General features: G+C 65.0%; 12 protein-coding genes and 1 tRNA gene. 5 read left to right on the forward strand and 8 right to left on the reverse strand.

Going from position 1 to position 14992, the window contains the following annotated elements:
* Positions 1-40 precede the first annotated feature (40 nt).
* The 5 genes from G341_RS0101520 to G341_RS0101540 all read right to left on the reverse strand — a co-directional run bounded on the left by G341_RS0101520 (position 41) and on the right by G341_RS0101540 (position 6318).
* Positions 41-1534 carry a penicillin-binding transpeptidase domain-containing protein gene (locus G341_RS0101520; protein ID WP_018177337.1) on the reverse strand — a complete coding sequence of 498 codons (1494 nt, stop codon included), beginning with the start codon at positions 1532-1534 and terminating at the stop codon, positions 41-43.
* The gene (locus G341_RS0101525; RefSeq protein ID WP_018177338.1) at positions 1531-2940 is read right to left on the reverse strand and encodes an FtsW/RodA/SpoVE family cell cycle protein; all 1410 of its coding nucleotides are present in this window, start codon (positions 2938-2940) and stop codon (positions 1531-1533) included. The genes G341_RS0101520 and G341_RS0101525 overlap by 4 nt, the downstream gene beginning before the upstream one ends.
* Positions 2940-4436: a PP2C family protein-serine/threonine phosphatase gene (locus G341_RS0101530; protein ID WP_018177339.1), complete on the reverse strand. Its 1497-nt coding sequence runs from the start codon at positions 4434-4436 to the stop codon at positions 2940-2942. The genes G341_RS0101525 and G341_RS0101530 overlap by 1 nt, the downstream gene beginning before the upstream one ends.
* Positions 4433-4891: an FHA domain-containing protein FhaB/FipA gene (locus tag G341_RS0101535; protein WP_018177340.1), complete on the reverse strand. Its 459-nt coding sequence runs from the start codon at positions 4889-4891 to the stop codon at positions 4433-4435. The genes G341_RS0101530 and G341_RS0101535 overlap by 4 nt, the downstream gene beginning before the upstream one ends.
* 152 nt (positions 4892-5043) lie before the next feature.
* A complete protein-coding gene (locus G341_RS0101540; RefSeq protein WP_026303117.1) occupies positions 5044-6318 on the reverse strand; it encodes an FHA domain-containing protein in 1275 nt (424 codons plus the stop codon).
* A 268-nt stretch (positions 6319-6586) separates the two neighbouring features.
* Here G341_RS0101540 and G341_RS0101545 point away from each other — a divergent pair.
* Positions 6587-6672: transfer RNA gene (locus G341_RS0101545), tRNA-Leu, on the forward strand.
* A gap of 30 nt (positions 6673-6702) precedes the next feature.
* Here the strand turns inward: G341_RS0101545 and G341_RS20670 are convergent.
* Positions 6703-7392, reverse strand: coding sequence for a TetR/AcrR family transcriptional regulator (locus G341_RS20670; RefSeq protein ID WP_162140692.1), 690 nt, complete (start codon positions 7390-7392; stop codon positions 6703-6705).
* A gap of 195 nt (positions 7393-7587) precedes the next feature.
* Between G341_RS20670 and G341_RS0101555 the strand changes: the two genes are divergently transcribed.
* The 4 genes from G341_RS0101555 to G341_RS0101570 all read left to right on the forward strand — a co-directional run bounded on the left by G341_RS0101555 (position 7588) and on the right by G341_RS0101570 (position 13179).
* The gene (locus tag G341_RS0101555) at positions 7588-8817 is read left to right on the forward strand and encodes an oxygenase MpaB family protein (RefSeq protein ID WP_018177344.1); all 1230 of its coding nucleotides are present in this window, start codon (positions 7588-7590) and stop codon (positions 8815-8817) included.
* Positions 8818-8848: 31 nt separating this feature from the next.
* Positions 8849-10543, forward strand: coding sequence for an aldehyde dehydrogenase family protein (locus G341_RS0101560; protein ID WP_018177345.1), 1695 nt, complete (start codon positions 8849-8851; stop codon positions 10541-10543).
* 84 nt (positions 10544-10627) lie between these two features.
* Positions 10628-12247, forward strand: a complete 1620-nt coding sequence (locus G341_RS0101565) for an AMP-binding protein (RefSeq protein ID WP_018177346.1) — start codon at positions 10628-10630, stop codon at positions 12245-12247.
* On the forward strand, positions 12244-13179 hold the full coding sequence (locus tag G341_RS0101570) for an alpha/beta hydrolase (protein WP_018177347.1): 936 nt from the start codon (positions 12244-12246) through the stop codon (positions 13177-13179). Before G341_RS0101565 ends, G341_RS0101570 begins: the two co-directional genes overlap by 4 nt.
* A gap of 52 nt (positions 13180-13231) precedes the next feature.
* Here the strand turns inward: G341_RS0101570 and G341_RS0101575 are convergent, their stop codons facing one another.
* The gene (locus G341_RS0101575; RefSeq protein ID WP_162140693.1) at positions 13232-14488 is read right to left on the reverse strand and encodes a threonine/serine exporter family protein; all 1257 of its coding nucleotides are present in this window, start codon (positions 14486-14488) and stop codon (positions 13232-13234) included.
* On the reverse strand, positions 14485-14992 hold a 508-nt coding region (locus tag G341_RS0101580; RefSeq protein ID WP_018177349.1), incomplete at its 5' end, for an amidohydrolase family protein. The genes G341_RS0101575 and G341_RS0101580, both read right to left, overlap by 4 nt.

Genomic DNA, 14992 nt, shown 5'->3' on the forward strand with positions numbered 1-14992 from the left:
CAGTCGAATTACGTTCAGTCACAAAAGAAGTCCTCATTCTTCAGGCCCCCGTTCCCGCCTGGATCACCGCGCGGCCGATGGGCGCGGCGGACGAGCTGCCGGTGGTGTCGAATCCCTTGGAGCCGTTCTCGACCAGCACGGCGACCGCGACCTTGGCGTTCGACGTCGGCCCGAAGGCGATGTACCAGGCGTACGGCGTCTCGTCCTCGGCCGCAGAGGTGTTCGAGTGCTCGGCGGTACCGGTCTTGGACGCGATGTTGGGGGTGGCACCGGCCGTGTGTCGCTCGGAGTCGATCATCAGCGACGTCAGCTGCTGCGCCACCTGGGGACTGATGGGCGTGCCCATCGAGCTGGGCTTGGTGGTGTGCAGGGTCTTGAGATCCGGCGACTGCAGCTTGTCGACCAGATAGGGCTTCATCTGCGTGCCGCCGTTGGCCACGGTCGCCGCGATCATGGCGTTCTGCAGCGGCGTGATCGAGACGTCGAACTGACCGATCGAGCTCATGCCCAACTGCGCCAGATTCGCGGGATCGCCGAACTGCGAATTGGCCACGGACAGCGGCACGCTCGGCGCATCCGAGCCGATACCGAACGCGCTGGCCTGCTTCTCGACGCTGCTGATCGGATTCTGCAGTCGGGTGGTGGCCAGCTGCACGAATGCGGTGTTGCAGGAGTACTGGAAGGCCTGGCGCAGCGTCACCTGGCCGCCGGAGGAACCGGGGCAGGTCTCGCCGGCGTAGTTGGTCAGCGTGGTGTCGGTGCCCGGCAGCTTGATGCCGCTGCCCGCGGTCAGCCGGGTGCTGTCCGGGTCGACGCCCTGTGCCAGCGCGGTCGCCGTCGTCACCACCTTGAAGGTCGATCCCGGCGGATAGGTCTGGCGCAGTGCGCGATTGAGCATCGGGCTGTCCGGCGCGGCGGGGTCGTACGACGCCCATGCCTTCTGCTGTTCGTCGCCGTCGTGGCTGGACAGCGGGTTCGGGTCGTAGCTCGGGCTGGACACCATCGCCAGGATCGCGCCGGTGGTGGGATCCAGGGCGACGACCGCGCCGCGGCAGACCCCGTTGCAGCCGTGCTGCATGCCGTTCCAGGCTGCCTGCTGCATCTTCGGGTTGATCGTCGTGATGACGTTGCCGCCGCGCGGATCCCGACCGGAGAACATGTCGAGGAAGCGTTGACCGAAGAGGCGGTCGTCGTTGCCCGACAGCACCGAATTCTCGGCCTGCTCCAGGCCGGAGCTGTTGTAGGTGAAGGAGTAGTAGCCGGTGACCGGCGCGTAGGCGTCCGCCCACGGCTCCGGATAGCTCCGCAGGTATTTCAGGCGGTCGTCGGTTGCGTGCGAGACCGCGATGACATCGCCGCCGGCGGTGATCTGCCCGCGCTGGCGGGCGTACTCGTCGAGCAGCACCCGGCCGTTGTTGTGCGGATTGTTCACCAGGCTGTCGGCCTTGAAGACCTGGACGTAGGTGGCGTTGGCGATCAGGATAACCACCAGCACGATGGCCACCATGATGACGCGTCGAATCGGAATGTTCATGTGCGCCTCACGATTTGGGTGTTGGCGCTGGCGATGGACGGTCCGCCCGGCTTGGCGGTGTCGGGTTCACGCGCGGCATTCGAGACACGCAGCAGGATGGCCACCAGGATGTAGTTGGCGAGCAGCGATGACCCGCCATAGGACAGGAACGGGGTGGTGACACCGGTGAGCGGGATCAGCTTGGTGACTCCACCGACGATGACGAACAACTGTGCCGCAATGGAAAACGCGAGTCCGGTCGCGAGTAGCTTGCCGAAGCTGTCCCGCACGGTGATGCCGGTGCGCAGCCCGCGGGAAATCAGCACCAGGTAGAGCATCAGGATCGCCGCCAGGCCGACGAGGCCGAGCTCTTCTCCGATCGAGCTGATGATGAAGTCGGTGTTGGCGAACGGAACGATGTTGGGCCGTCCCGAGCCGAGGCCGGTGCCGAAGAGTCCGCCGGTGGCGAGGCCGAACAGCGCCTGCGAGGGTTGGTAACCGATGTCGTTGAAGTACTTGAACGGGTCCTGCCAGATCTGCACGCGCACTTGGAGATGCGGGAACAGCTGGTAGGCGAGGATCGCTCCGGCGGCGAACAGGACGACGCCGATGACGACCCAGCTGATGCGTTCGGTGGCGACATAGAGAAGCGACAGGATCGTCGCGAAGATCAGCAGCGGCTGGCCGAGGTCGTTCTCGATCGCGAACACCCCGATGGCCACGACCCAGGCGACCAGCAGTGGGGCGAGATCGCGCAGGCGCGGCAGGTCCATGCCGAGGAAATGCTTTCCGGCAGTGGTGAAGAGGTCGCGCTTGGCCACCAGCAGGGCCGCGGTGAAGATGATGATCAGGATCTTCGAGAACTCGCCCGGTTGGATGTTGAAGACGCCGGTCTTGATCCAGTTCTTGGAGCCGTTGATCTCCGACATCGACGCCGGCAGCACGATCGGGATCGCCAGGAAGACGATGCCGCCGATACCGAGCAGGTAGCTGTACCGCGAAAGCGTCCGATGATCGCGCAGCACGGCCAGGATCACCCCGAAGATCACCAGGCCCAGCACGGTCCACAGCACCTGCTGATTGGCATCGCTGGACTTGCTGGCCGCGTCGCCGCCGGTGTTGTTGCCCGAGCCGAGGTCGAGCCGATGGATGATCACCAGGCCGAGCCCGTTGAGGGTGGCGACGATAGGCAGGATCAGTGGATCGGCATGTGGCGCAAATCGTCGCACCACCAGGTGCGCGGCGCCGAAGAGCACGAGGTAGGCGACAAAGTACTTGGCGAGGTCCCAGCTGACGCCCTGGGACTGCGCGGCCTCGACGATGATCAGGGCCACCGCCACGACGACGCTGGATGCCCCGAGCAGGATCAGCTCAAGATTCCGCCCGGTCTGGGTGCGCGGCTCGGCGCCGGTTGAAGAAGCGACCATCACTGCTCCCGGCACGCGGTCGCGGTCGTGGGGTTCTCACCGCTCGGAGCCGCTGGGCTGGTCGTCGTCGGCGCAGCGGTGGCCGGACCCGGCGGGGCTCCCGGAGTTGTCGGCGCGGGCGAAGTCTCACCCGGCGGTAGCGGTGCCGGCGGGGGCACGGTGGCGGGTGCGCCGGGCGGCGGGGGAGTGACGGTCGGCGTCGGAGTCTGGCTCTCGCAGGCGGGCAGCAGCGTGCCGTCCGACAGCAGCGCCTGCACCGCGCGTTCGGCGTTGCCCTTCGAGCTCGGCTTGAAGTCGGTGACGTTGTTGCGACCGGCCGGCGTCAGATCGCTCATCCGCAGCGGGCGGCAATCCGCCGGTGCGGAGGACTTGCCGACGACCCGGACGGACGGAGTGGTGGTCGTGAAGTTCTCGACGCAGGTCACGGCGTCGACGTTGTGCATCTTGATGCCGAGGATGTCGCTCTGCAGCCCGCGATAGATGACCACGTTGCCGTTGTTCTCGCCGACGTAATACGAGGATCGGATGATCGATCGGGCCGCGATCGCACCGGCGACCAGCACCAGCAGTGTCGCGACCGCAACGGCGACGATCACCCAGGTGCGACGGGGTCGGCGCGGATGCGGCTCGTCCGAAGTCAGCACGGACGGGCGCCGACGATTGCCTGCCGGGGGACGGAGTGCGGCGGCACGACCGGCGGCCGTGCTGGGGTCGGGGACGTAGTCGCCGTCGTCATGTCCGACGGCGCCGCCGAGGATCGGCCGTGACTCGCCGTACTGGTCGTCAACGACATCCGCGACCACCACGGTGACGTTGTCCGGTCCGCCGCCGCGCAGCGCCAGCTCGATCAGCCGGTCGGCGCACTGCTTGTGGTCCTCGATTTCGGCGAGCGTGTCGGCGATGGTCTCTTCGGTGACGACGTCGGACAGGCCGTCGCTGCACAGCAGGTAACGGTCGCCGGCGCGGGCCTCGCGGATGGTGAGCGTCGGCTCGACCTCGGTCCCGGTGAGCGCCTTCATGATCAGCGACCGCTGCGGATGCGAATGCGCCTGCTCGGCCGTGATCTTGCCCTCTTCGACCAGGGTCTGGACGAAGGTGTCGTCGCGGGTGATCTGCTCGAGCACTCCGTCGCGCAGCAGATAGCCGCGCGAGTCGCCGACGTGGCAGAGGCCGATCCGAGAGCCGGCGAACAGGATGGCGGTGAGCGTGGTGCCCATGCCGTCGAGCTCAGGCGCTTCGGCCACCTGATCAGCGATCGCCACATTGCCGTCGTGCGTCGCGCGCTCGAGCTTGCCGAGCAGGTCGTCGCCGGGCTCGTCGTCGTCGAGCGGCCGGAGCGACTGGATCACCAGCTGGCTGGCAACCTCGCCCGCGGCATGGCCGCCCATGCCGTCGGCCAGTGCGAGCAGGCGCGCCCCGGCGTAGGCGGAGTCTTCGTTGTTCGAGCGGACCAGGCCGCGATCGCTGCGTGCGATGTAGCGCAATACCAGGGTCACGGGCGCAACTCGATTACGGTCTTGCCGATCCGAACCGGCGTTCCCAGCGGAACCCGCACAGCGGTGGTCACCTTGGAGCGGTCCAGATACGTGCCGTTGGTGGAGCCCAGGTCTTCGACGTACCAGTCGTCGCCGCGGCGGAACAGTCGTGCGTGCCGGTCGGATGCGTACTCATCGGCCAGCACCAGTGTGGAATCGTGCGCCCGGCCGACCAGCACCGGCTGGTCACCGAGGGTGATCCGGGTGTTCGCCAGCGCGCCGTGGGTGACCACCAGGAATCGCGCGCCGCCGCGCACCCGGGCCGGTGGAGCCGCCTTGCGCGCCGCGCGCGGCAGCGGACGCTGCCCGGTGGCGTAGTAGGCGTCCGAACGCACCGCGCGCACAACGACCCAGATGAACAGCCACAGCAGCAGCAGAAACCCAATGCGGGTCAGTTGCAACACGATTCCCTGCATGCGGCCGTCACCTCCTCGTCGTCCGTGTGTTTACGCGGGCTGGGCGGACCGCAGTGGCAGCCGCTCCGCAGATGGCGCTCCCGGTGCTCGAAAGCATCCTATGGCCCCGCGACGACAGAGGTGTCATTCTCGCGGGGCGCGGTAGGGGTTGGTCAGGAGAATCGGACGGTGATGTCGGAATGCCCGACCCGGATCCGATCGCCGTCGGCGAGTTCCCAGCTGCTGACCTGAACATCGTTGACGGTGGTGCCGTTGGTCGAGTTCAGGTCGTTGAGGAGTGCGGAGTTGCCGTCCCAGCGGATCTCGACGTGGCGACGCGAGACGCCGGTGTCGGGGAGGCGGAACTGGGCGTCCTGGCCGCGGCCGATGACGTTGGAGCCGTCGCGCAGCTGGAAGGTGCGGTTGCTGCCGTCCTCGAGGTAGAGGGTGATGGCGCTGGGTGCGTAGCCGGCCGGGGCGCCGTACTGGCCCTGGTCGTAGCCTCCGGGCTGCTGCTGCGCATAGCCCTGGTCGGCGTAGCCTTGCTGGCCGTAGTGCTGGTCATAACCCGGCTGCTGGCCGTAGCCCTGGTCGGCGTAGCCCTGCTGGCCGCCCTGGTCGTAGGCGGGCTGCTGGCCGTAGCCCTGGTCGTACGCGGGCTGCTGCTGGTAGCCCTGCTGGCTGTAGCCCTGGTCGGCGTAGCCCTGCTGGCCGCCCTGGTCCGCGTAGCCCTGCTGACCCTGGTCGGCATAGCCTTGCTGACCCTGGTCGGCGTAGCCCTGGTCGTAACCGCCCTGCTGGCCGTAGTGCTGGTCGTAGGCGGGCTGCTGGCTGTAGCCCTGGTCGGCGTAGCCCTGTTGGGCGCCCTGGTCGTAGCCGGCCGCTCCGTAGCCCTGTTGTCCGCCTTGCTGCTCGGGCTCAGGGCGGTAGCCCTGACCACCCTGGTTATAGCCTCCGCGCGGATCGTATCCGGAGTTCTGAGTCATCGGCCTGGCTCCTGCTTCTGTGTGCATTGAAGGTGGTCTTTGGCGGTTCGGGACGGGCTGAGCTGCTGATGACACTGGCATTGGTGCCGCGTCTGGGTCAACAGCTCCGTGCGCACGAAACTGGCCGGTGTGCAGCGTCGGGGAGTACTGAAACTCGACGACGACGTCCCCATAAGTTTGCCAGCCGTTGTCACGGATGTAGCTCTCGAGGTGCTTAGAGAAGGTCTTGCGATTGAGTTCGTACTCGGCGGCCAGCCGTCGATGGTCGGTTTCGCCGAGGACGATGTCGTACCGGTTGGGTGCCAGTTTGGTGCCGTCGCCGCAGCTCTCGAGCCTGTCGAGCGCTTCTCGCTGCAGGGCGGCCTCAACTTCTTGAGGCGCCACTTTGCCGCCGAACACCCGGGCGGAGACATCGTCGACGGCGCCTTCGAGCTTTCGCTCGATGCGTTGCAAGATTCCCATCGCGGCCTCCCTTCCGTATGTATGACGCCAACGGGCCGACACTGCGAATCGTTCCGCGTGTCGGCGTGATTATTCCGAAATTTGATGATACCGAGTGCGTCGAGACCGCGCGGCTCTATAAACAACACCTGTACCGACCGTCACACACGCCTCAGCCATCGTCGCAGGTGATCGGCGGCGATTTGGGGCGAGCGCTCGGCGACTGTTATCGTCTTGCAGTCCTCATCGGGTGGCCGATCTTCGATCGAACGGCCGATTCGGATGCCACGGGCGAGTGGCGGAATGGCAGACGCGCTGGCTTCAGGTGCCAGTGTCCTTCGGGACGTGGGGGTTCAAGTCCCCCTTCGCCCACCACGAGCGATTAAGCTCAAAACGAGAAGCAGTTCAGCAACCAGAAATGGTGCCTGGACTGCTTTTTTGTTTGTTCGGAGACGCCGACGAGGCGCCGCGGGTGAGAATTTCAAGTGCCTGCAATCCAGCTCGCTTCACATCGTCGGAAGTGAGCGGGCGGTTGTTCCCCTCGAGCGACAGCGCCGCCACGCCGACCCACGCGCCTGACAAGAAGTACGACATCAGCCGGGCGTCGACGGCTTCTACATCGCCGTCGTCGACTGCCTGCTGGAGCAGCTGCTGGAAGGTAGTGCGCATACCCTCGATCTGCGCATCTATCCGTGCTTCCGCCTCTGACACCGTCCCGGTGGACCGCAGTGTTCGCGCAGTGAGGTATCGGATGAGGGCGGGGTGGTCGACAAGCACTTGCAGGTATTCGGTGCCTGTCGCGATGACGCGGTCGAGCGCTCGGCCCTCGGTGCTGTAGGCGGCGGCCAGCCCCGCCGCGCCGACATCGAGCAGGTGCTCAGTGGTTGCAGCTACCAGCCCGTCTTTGGTGCCGAAGTGCACATACACCGAGGCGGGTGACACGCCCGCTCGCACCGCGACATCTTCGATACGGACCGCTTCTGGCCCGGTATGCGCAAGCAAGTCTTCGGCCGCGGAAATGATTGCCGCTCGCGTCTTCGCGCGCCGGCGCTCGCCACGTGCCATAGCCGGATCGGGCGCTTTCTGAACCGTCATTGCTGCCGATCGTAGTCGGCCGAACGCGGACGCAGCGGGCGGCGCCAGCCGGGCCTGTCCCTCTCCGGCAGGTAGTGCACCAGGTGGATTCATACGGTCACCAGCCAAATCCTCACTATTTATAGTCAAACTCTAGACTAGACACTCACTCTATATTAGAGTCCGACTCTGATTTAAGAACAGAGGAGACACCCCATGACCACGTTCGTCGATAACACCGAATCTCAACCAGCCAGCTCGGACCTGGCTGATCGCGTCTCGGCACTGACCGAACTCGCTCGGACCCCCGGTTCGGAGGTGTACCTCGATCCCGCCGAGGTCGACCTCGAAGCGTGGAATCACGTCGGCGATCCGCTCGCTGAGGACCTGGTCGAGCTCATGCGGGCCAAGAAGCTGATGGGTGGCGACCTCTATGCCAACGCGCGGTCGCTGGAGGCCGAGGGTGTCCCCGAGGCGGTCGCGTTCTTCAAGGATGTCGAGACGCTGCCGTCGTGGTTCGACATCGACTCGCTGCGGGCGGGTGCCAGCATGGGGCGTCGCAATCCTTTCGGTATGCAGATCGGGATGCTCTCGGCGTTGCCGTTCACGTACATCGATCCGGCCACGGCGGAGGTGATGGGTGCGACCGGCCGGCTATCGAACGGCGGCGACTACCGGCGACGGATGCTGGAAACCGCCGTCGGATTCCTTGGCGCGCTCGACGCTGACGGAATGCTGCCTGGTGGTGATCGATGGATAGTGTGGGTCCGAATCCGTCTGATGCACACCATGATCCGCCTCGGAATCCATCGCAGCGGTCGTTGGACTCGCTATGACCTGGGTGCGCCGCTCAGTCAGCTGGCCACCGCCGCCTGCGCGAATATCTTTGGGCAGTACCGGGTGAATGTCGTGGAGTTCGCCGGGGGTGTGGTCAGCCAGGAGGAACGTGACGGTTTCGCGCTGATGTGGCGCTGGGTGGCCCGAATCGAGGGCGCCAACAATCAGCTGCTCGGCCGCACGCACGCTGAGGAGTTCGAGCTGCAATCGCGAGAGCACCAATGCCTGTATGAGCCGAACACCATGGGCGCAGCGTTGACAGAGAACGTGATCGACGGCTCAACTCGGATGGGATCGTTCGGCGGGTCGCGCGCCATCAATCAGGCCGTCGCGCGACAGTTGCTGGCACCCAGGATGACCCGGACCGTGCCGAATGGCGACTTCCGCGACTGCCTTGGTGTCGCTCCAGTCCCGTGGGCTGAGATGGTGGTCCGAATCGCGTCATGGCTGCTGAAGATCCCGAATCAGCTCACGCGGCTGACGATTGTGCGTAGGTACTTCGACCGTAACGGCCAGAGAATGATGGATCAGGCCGTCGAGCGTGGGCTCAAAGGCGTCAAGGCCGAATTCCGCGGTTCCCCGGTTGCCGGCCGGCCCACCGATCAGTAACCACTCCCGAACAACCCTCGACAGGACACCCATGACCACCACGTACAAAGCCGCCTTCGCCACCGAGGCGGAGATGGACACCGCGATCGATGACCTCACCGCCGGCGCTCAGCGCTGGTCGGTGATGGGGCTGCCCGAGCGAATCACTCTTCTCCAGCGGACGCGGCGCACCATCGCCGACAACGCCGGTGCATGGGTTGACGCCGCGACCGCTGCCAAGGGGATTCCGGATGGACCGCTCGAGGGAGAGGAGTGGATGTCGGGGCCGTACGCCACGCTGTCGGGGTTCGCGGCCGTGATCGACAGCTTGTCGAAGATCGCCGACGGTAAGTCGCCGGCCTCGGGGCTCAAATCCCGTACCGCACACGGTGACCGGACTGCGTTCACGATGCTTCCGGGCGATGCCTTCGAGTACAACCTCTTCAACGGTTTCAAGGGTGAGCTGTGGTTGAAGCCCGGGATTTCCGCCGACGAAGCCCGGCGCACCGCCGGCCTCGGGGCCAAACGGCTGAGAGAGAACGGCGGCGTTGGACTGGTTCTCGGCGCCGGCAATATCTCCGCGATAGGCCCGCTCGACGTCCTCTACGAGCTGATCGCCTATAACCGCGTCAGCGTGCTCAAGCTGAACCCGACCTTCGCCGGTCTCACCGACGCATACACGGCAGCGTTCGCTCCGCTGATCAACGCCGGGTTGTTGCGGATCGTCAACGGTGCTGCGCAGGTCGGCCAATATCTGACTGCGCACCCGGGCATTGGCCACGTACACATCACTGGCAGCGGTGTCACCCACGACATGATCGTGTGGGGATCGCTCACCGACAAGGAGGGTGAGCCCCAACTCGACAAGCCGATCACCAGCGAGCTCGGCGGGGTCTCGCCGATCATCGTCGTACCCGGCCAGTGGGACGACGATGACCTGCGATTCCAGGCCGAACATGTTGCGACGCAGCGATTCCACAACTGCGGGCACAACTGCATCGGAGGGCAGGCGCTGATCATCTCCGCCGACTGGCCGCAGAAGCAGCAGTTCCTCGCTGAACTCCGTCGGGTCATCGCCGCACTGCCCGCCCGGACCTCGTGGTACCCGGGCACCGACAAGAAAATCGCGAACGTCGAGAGTGCGTACCCGGATGCAGAGCGCCTGGGCGGTCGGATACTGCTCAAGGTCGATGAGTCGACGTCGCAGGAGGCGCTCACCACCGAGTACTTCGGCCCTGTCCTGGCGCACACCGAACTGCCCGGGGAGGGGATCGACTTCCTGCGTGCGGCAATCGAGTTCTCCAATGACAAGCTTGACGGCACACTCGGTGCCAGCATGATCGTCGCGCCGGCGGACCGAAAAGCCATGGGAGCAAAGTTCGAGGAAGCGATCACCGGTCTGCGCTACGGGACCATCGGCATCAATGTGTGGAGCGCTATCGGGTTCCTCGTGCCCACGTTGTCTTGGGGCGCGTACCCCGGCAACACCCTGCACGACGTTGGCTCTGGCATCGGGATCGTGCACAACTCGCACCTTCTAGAGGACGTGGAGCGCAGCGTCATCACTGGCCCGTTCAGGCCGTTCCCGCGATCGGTTTCCGGCGGTGAGATGGCACTGTCACCGAAGCCCGCCTGGTTCGTCACTGCGAAGTCGGCCAAGGGAGTCGCGCAGCGGCTCACACGCTTTGCGGCGAAGCCTTCCTGGGGCAAGCTTCCTGGCATCTTCAACCAGGCGTTCCGAGCCTGATCTCTCCACGGCCGCACGATTCCGCGGCTCCCGGCTGTTCCGGGTTTAAACAATCAGGCGCACAACAGAACTCGAAAGAGAACTATGGTCTACACGAGCAAATATCCGCCAGTCGAGATCCCAGACGAGGACGTTTACACCGTTGTCCTCGGCACTCTCTCCGAAGACGACCGAGAAAGAGTCGCGGTCACCGACGGAACAGCTGCGCTGACCTACGGCGAACTCAAGTCGCAGGCCGACGCGTTCGCCGGCGCACTCGCCGCCCGCGGAATCGCGCCCGGTGACGTCATCGCACTGCAGATACCCAACTCTCCGGCATTCGTCACCGCGTTCTTCGGAGTGCTGCGAGCCGGCGCGACTGTCACCACCATCAACACGCTGTACTCACCGTCTGAGATCGCCAAGCAGCTCGCTGACTCGAAGACGAAGATGTACGTGACGATCTCGGCGCTGCTGTCCAATGCGCTGGCAGGTGCGACCGACGCCGGCCTGGACACGGAGCACGTCATCGTGCTCGACGGGGCGGAAGGCCATGCCTCGCTGGCCGATCTGGTCGGGGAGGGCAGGGTCGCACCGCAAGTCACAGTCGATCCCGACGTTGCCCTCGCGGCCTTGCCGTATTCGTCGGGCACCACCGGGATGGCTAAGGGGGTCATGCTGACTCACCGCAATCTCGTGGCGAACATAATGCAGACCGCGGCGTCGATTGACCTCAGTCCCGGCGACAGGGTCATGGGCGTCTTGCCGTTCTTTCACATCTACGGCATGAACTGCATCATGAACGTGGCGTTGTACCGGAGGGCGACGTTGGTGACGATGGCGAAGATGGATCTGCAAACGTTCCTCGAACAGATCGCGGCAGAACGGATCACACACCTCTATATCGCGCCGCCGATCGCGGTCGGTCTGGCGAAACATCCGATGGTCGATGACTATGACCTGTCGTCGGTTCGGCAGATCCTCACCGGCGCTGCTCCTTTGGATGAGGCGTTGGGCAAAGCGCTGCTGAAACGCGTTCCCGCGCAACTGATGCAGGGCTTCGGCATGACCGAGCTCAGCCCGCTCTCGCACATCACGCCCCTCGAGGACGACCGTATCTCGTTCGGGTCAGTCGGAATCGCCGTGCCCAACGTCGAATTCAAGGTTGTCGATGTCGAGACCGGCGAGGAAGTGCCTGACGTGCCGGGTGGACGCACCAGATCAGGCGAGATGCTGGTGCGGGGACCGAACGTGATGCGCGGATATTTGGGCAACGAATCCGCGACCGCGGTGACCATCACACCGGACGGATGGTTGCACACCGGCGATATCGTCGAAGTCGGACCGCGACAAGAGGTTTACGTGGTCGACCGTCTGAAGGAACTCATCAAGTACAAGGGTTATCAGGTGCCGCCCGCCGAACTTGAGGCGCTCCTGTTGACCCACCCGGCGATCGCAGACGCGGCAGTCGTCGCCCACCCAGATGAAGCCGCTGGCGAGATTCCGCGCGCATTCATCGCGCTCCAGGCTGAGGCGCACGCAACCTCCGACGAGATCATCGATTGGGTGCGTGAGCGCATCGCACCACATAAGCGGATTCGGATGGTCGACTTCGTCGATGCGATCCCCAAGTCGTCCTCCGGCAAGATTCTGCGCAAGGAGCTCAAGGGCCGCAGTGCAATTCTCCGATCTTCCACGCCACTAACCGAGGAGACTTCGCAATGACTGAACTCAATGAATCCGGTGCGAACAAAGAACAGCACCAGCGGGCCGACGTGACATTTCGCTCTGGCGGCGAATCCTGCGCCTCCTGGCTCTACACGCCACGCCAGATGTCCAAGGACAATCCGCGTCCGGTGATCGTGATGGCCCACGGTCTTGGCGGCGTGAAGGAAATGCGCCTCGATGCCTTCGCTGAACGATTCACCGCCGCTGGTTACGCCTGTTTGGTGTTCGACTATCGCCATTTCGGTGCCAGCGCTGGTGAACCGCGCCAACTACTAGACATAGACAAACAACTGCAGGATTGGCGCAGCGCGGTCTCATATGCACGAACTCTCGACGGCATAGACCCTGCTCGAGTCGTGGTGTGGGGCACCTCATTTGGCGGCGGTCACTCGATAATTACCGCCGCCCAGGATAAGCGCATCGCTGCCGCGATCTCGCAGTGTCCGTTCACCGATGGGTTCGCCTCCGCAATCGCCATCCCGCCCCTGAGCTCAGTGAAGGTCACCGCCCTTGCCGTGCGCGATGCCCTCGGGGCCCGGCTCGGACGTCCGCCAGTGATGGTGCCGAGCTACGGTCCGCCTGGATCGGCCTCGCTGATGTCCTCACCTGACAGCGTCTCTGGAGTGACGGCGCTCATACCCGAAGGTCTGCAAGTGCCCAAGGATGTGGCGGCCCGCTTCGGCCTGGGCATCATCCGGCACTTCCCTGGCCGTCAAGCCCGGAACGTGTCGTGTCCGATCTTCTTCGCTATCTGCGAAAACGATACTGTCGCGCCCGCCAAACCGACCCAGAAATATGCCGCCCAGGCTCCCCGCGGCGAGATCAAGCTCTACGATGCCGGGCACTTCGACATATACGTCGGAGCGGACTTCGAACGCAACATCGCCGACCAACTCGACTTCCTTAGCCGCCACGTTCCGACGAACTGATGTCCTCCGGCTCTAGCCCGAGTCGGGGCCCCACCCGTGACGGTTTCAAGAGTCATTTGCGGGGTGAGGCCGATTCGCGCCGTCCGACGAGCCTCGGCCTGATGATCGTCGCCACGAGGATGCCGATCGAGAGTGCGATGATCAGCATGGCGGCGAGGCCTGCTTCGTGCACGGCGTCGCGGGATCCCTGGGTTTGCAGATCGATTGCTCCTTGCAGGCCGGCGGCTCCGGGAACGATCAGCCACAACACGGGCACGAACGCGGCATAGAACGGTGGCGCGTGCGGTAGTCGGTAGAGGGCGCCGGCGGTGACCACGCTGGCGACGCCTGCGGCGAACGCGCCGAGCACGGGACCGCCGAGGTGGGCTGCACCGAACTGGACAGCGAACGTGGCGTAGGCGACGGCGAACAGGTAAGGCACCGAGCCGGGTAGCGCGGACTGAGTCAGTGCCATTCCGAGGCAGAAGACAGCGACTCCGAGCCATGGACCCCACGTGAGAGTGTGTCGCGGGGTCACCGTGTCCACGTGCACGAGAGTTATCGCTGCGTACCCCCCGAACGCGAGCAGTACGAGACGTTGGGCGGAGTTCGCGAGCCGGGCGGCACCGGCGATCGCGTCGCCGGTGGACAAGTCGATGACCGCGTAGGTGACGGCGGCCATCGGCAGCATCGAGGCCAGCGGTGGGATCAGGGCGCGTGTCGGCGTCAGACCCAAGCGTGGGGCGCACAGGCATGCAATCGAGGTGACAGCGAATGCCGCGAGGGTGGGATAGATGACGCCGAGTCGGGGGTGGCTGCCGAGTATGCGACCGGCGACACCGACGATTGCCGACAAGACGGCGAACAACAGCAACGCGGCCGCGGGTGGTTGGAGTAGCAGTCCGAAACCGGTGCCGAACAGTGCGTATCCGAGCACCACCACTGCCGGCCGGTATCGCGCGGGGGAGTTCTCGATCGCCGTGAGTCGATCCAACGCGGCCGCGGCGCCGATTCGTCCGGCTGTCGCGTCGTCGAGGAGCTCTTGCAGGTCGGTGAGTTGATCGAGCCGAAACGGCGCACCACCGACCGAGATGCCGAACGCCCGCTGGACATCGACCCGCCCATCTGGCGCGCGGACGAACACCCCCGTGGGCAGAGCGAAGACGGTGGTGTCGGGCAGACCGTAAGCAGCCGCTATCGCCTGCATTCGCTCGGTGATATGGGTGATCGGAACGCCGGTGTCGCACAAGGCAATGCTGGCTTTGCGGACGAAGGCGAGTGCGGCCGCGCCGTCGTGTGGCGGTGGAGGTGTGGGCGTTGGCGGGGTCACAATCGGTCGCGGTAGACGGCGCCGTTCTTCATCACCAGCGACAGGTGCCGCTCCGGATGGGTGAGCACGTCGATGTTCTGGATGGGATCGCCGTCGACCACGATGAGGTCGGCGTAGGCGCCGGGTTCGACGACGCCGATCCGGCCTTCGAGTCCGAGCAGGCGTGCCGCGGTGGTGGTCGCGGCCCGGATCACCTCGATCGCCGGTTGCACCTCAGACCTGATGGCGAACTCATCGAGTTGGCGCACCTGCATTTCGCCGATCAGATCGGAGCCGTAGACCAGATTCACCCCGCCGCGATACGCGGCTTCGAGAGCAGATAGACCAGCATCGAGTACCTCGGAGTTCTTCGCGTGGCTGCCGGCCGTCATACCGATCTGCATTCCGATTTCGTCCATCGCCTGATAGGTGACAAGCGTGGGCACCAGGTAGGCGTCTTTCTCTACGAACTTTCGTATCGTGGTGTCGTCGATCAGGTTGCCGTGCTCGATGCAACGCAAACCA

The sequence above is a fragment of the Jongsikchunia kroppenstedtii DSM 45133 genome (genome assembly GCF_000380485.1).
GTDB classification, from domain to species: Bacteria; Actinomycetota; Actinomycetes; order Mycobacteriales; family Mycobacteriaceae; genus Jongsikchunia; species Jongsikchunia kroppenstedtii.

What these genes read in the sequence shown, in the direction of transcription:
- G341_RS20670 (WP_162140692.1), bottom strand. Translation starts at nt 7,392, where the DNA reads ATGACGGTTCAGAAAGCGCCCGATCCGGCTATGGCACGTGGCGAGCGC.
- G341_RS0101540 (WP_026303117.1), bottom strand. Translation starts at nt 6,318, where the DNA reads ATGGGAATCTTGCAACGCATCGAGCGAAAGCTCGAAGGCGCCGTCGAC.
- G341_RS0101535 (WP_018177340.1), bottom strand. Translation starts at nt 4,891, where the DNA reads ATGCAGGGAATCGTGTTGCAACTGACCCGCATTGGGTTTCTGCTGCTG.
- G341_RS0101520 (WP_018177337.1), bottom strand. Translation starts at nt 1,534, where the DNA reads ATGAACATTCCGATTCGACGCGTCATCATGGTGGCCATCGTGCTGGTG.
- G341_RS0101555 (WP_018177344.1), top strand. Translation starts at nt 7,588, where the DNA reads ATGACCACGTTCGTCGATAACACCGAATCTCAACCAGCCAGCTCGGAC.
- G341_RS0101565 (WP_018177346.1), top strand. Translation starts at nt 10,628, where the DNA reads ATGGTCTACACGAGCAAATATCCGCCAGTCGAGATCCCAGACGAGGAC.
- G341_RS0101525 (WP_018177338.1), bottom strand. Translation starts at nt 2,940, where the DNA reads ATGGTCGCTTCTTCAACCGGCGCCGAGCCGCGCACCCAGACCGGGCGG.
- G341_RS0101560 (WP_018177345.1), top strand. Translation starts at nt 8,849, where the DNA reads ATGACCACCACGTACAAAGCCGCCTTCGCCACCGAGGCGGAGATGGAC.
- G341_RS0101570 (WP_018177347.1), top strand. Translation starts at nt 12,244, where the DNA reads ATGACTGAACTCAATGAATCCGGTGCGAACAAAGAACAGCACCAGCGG.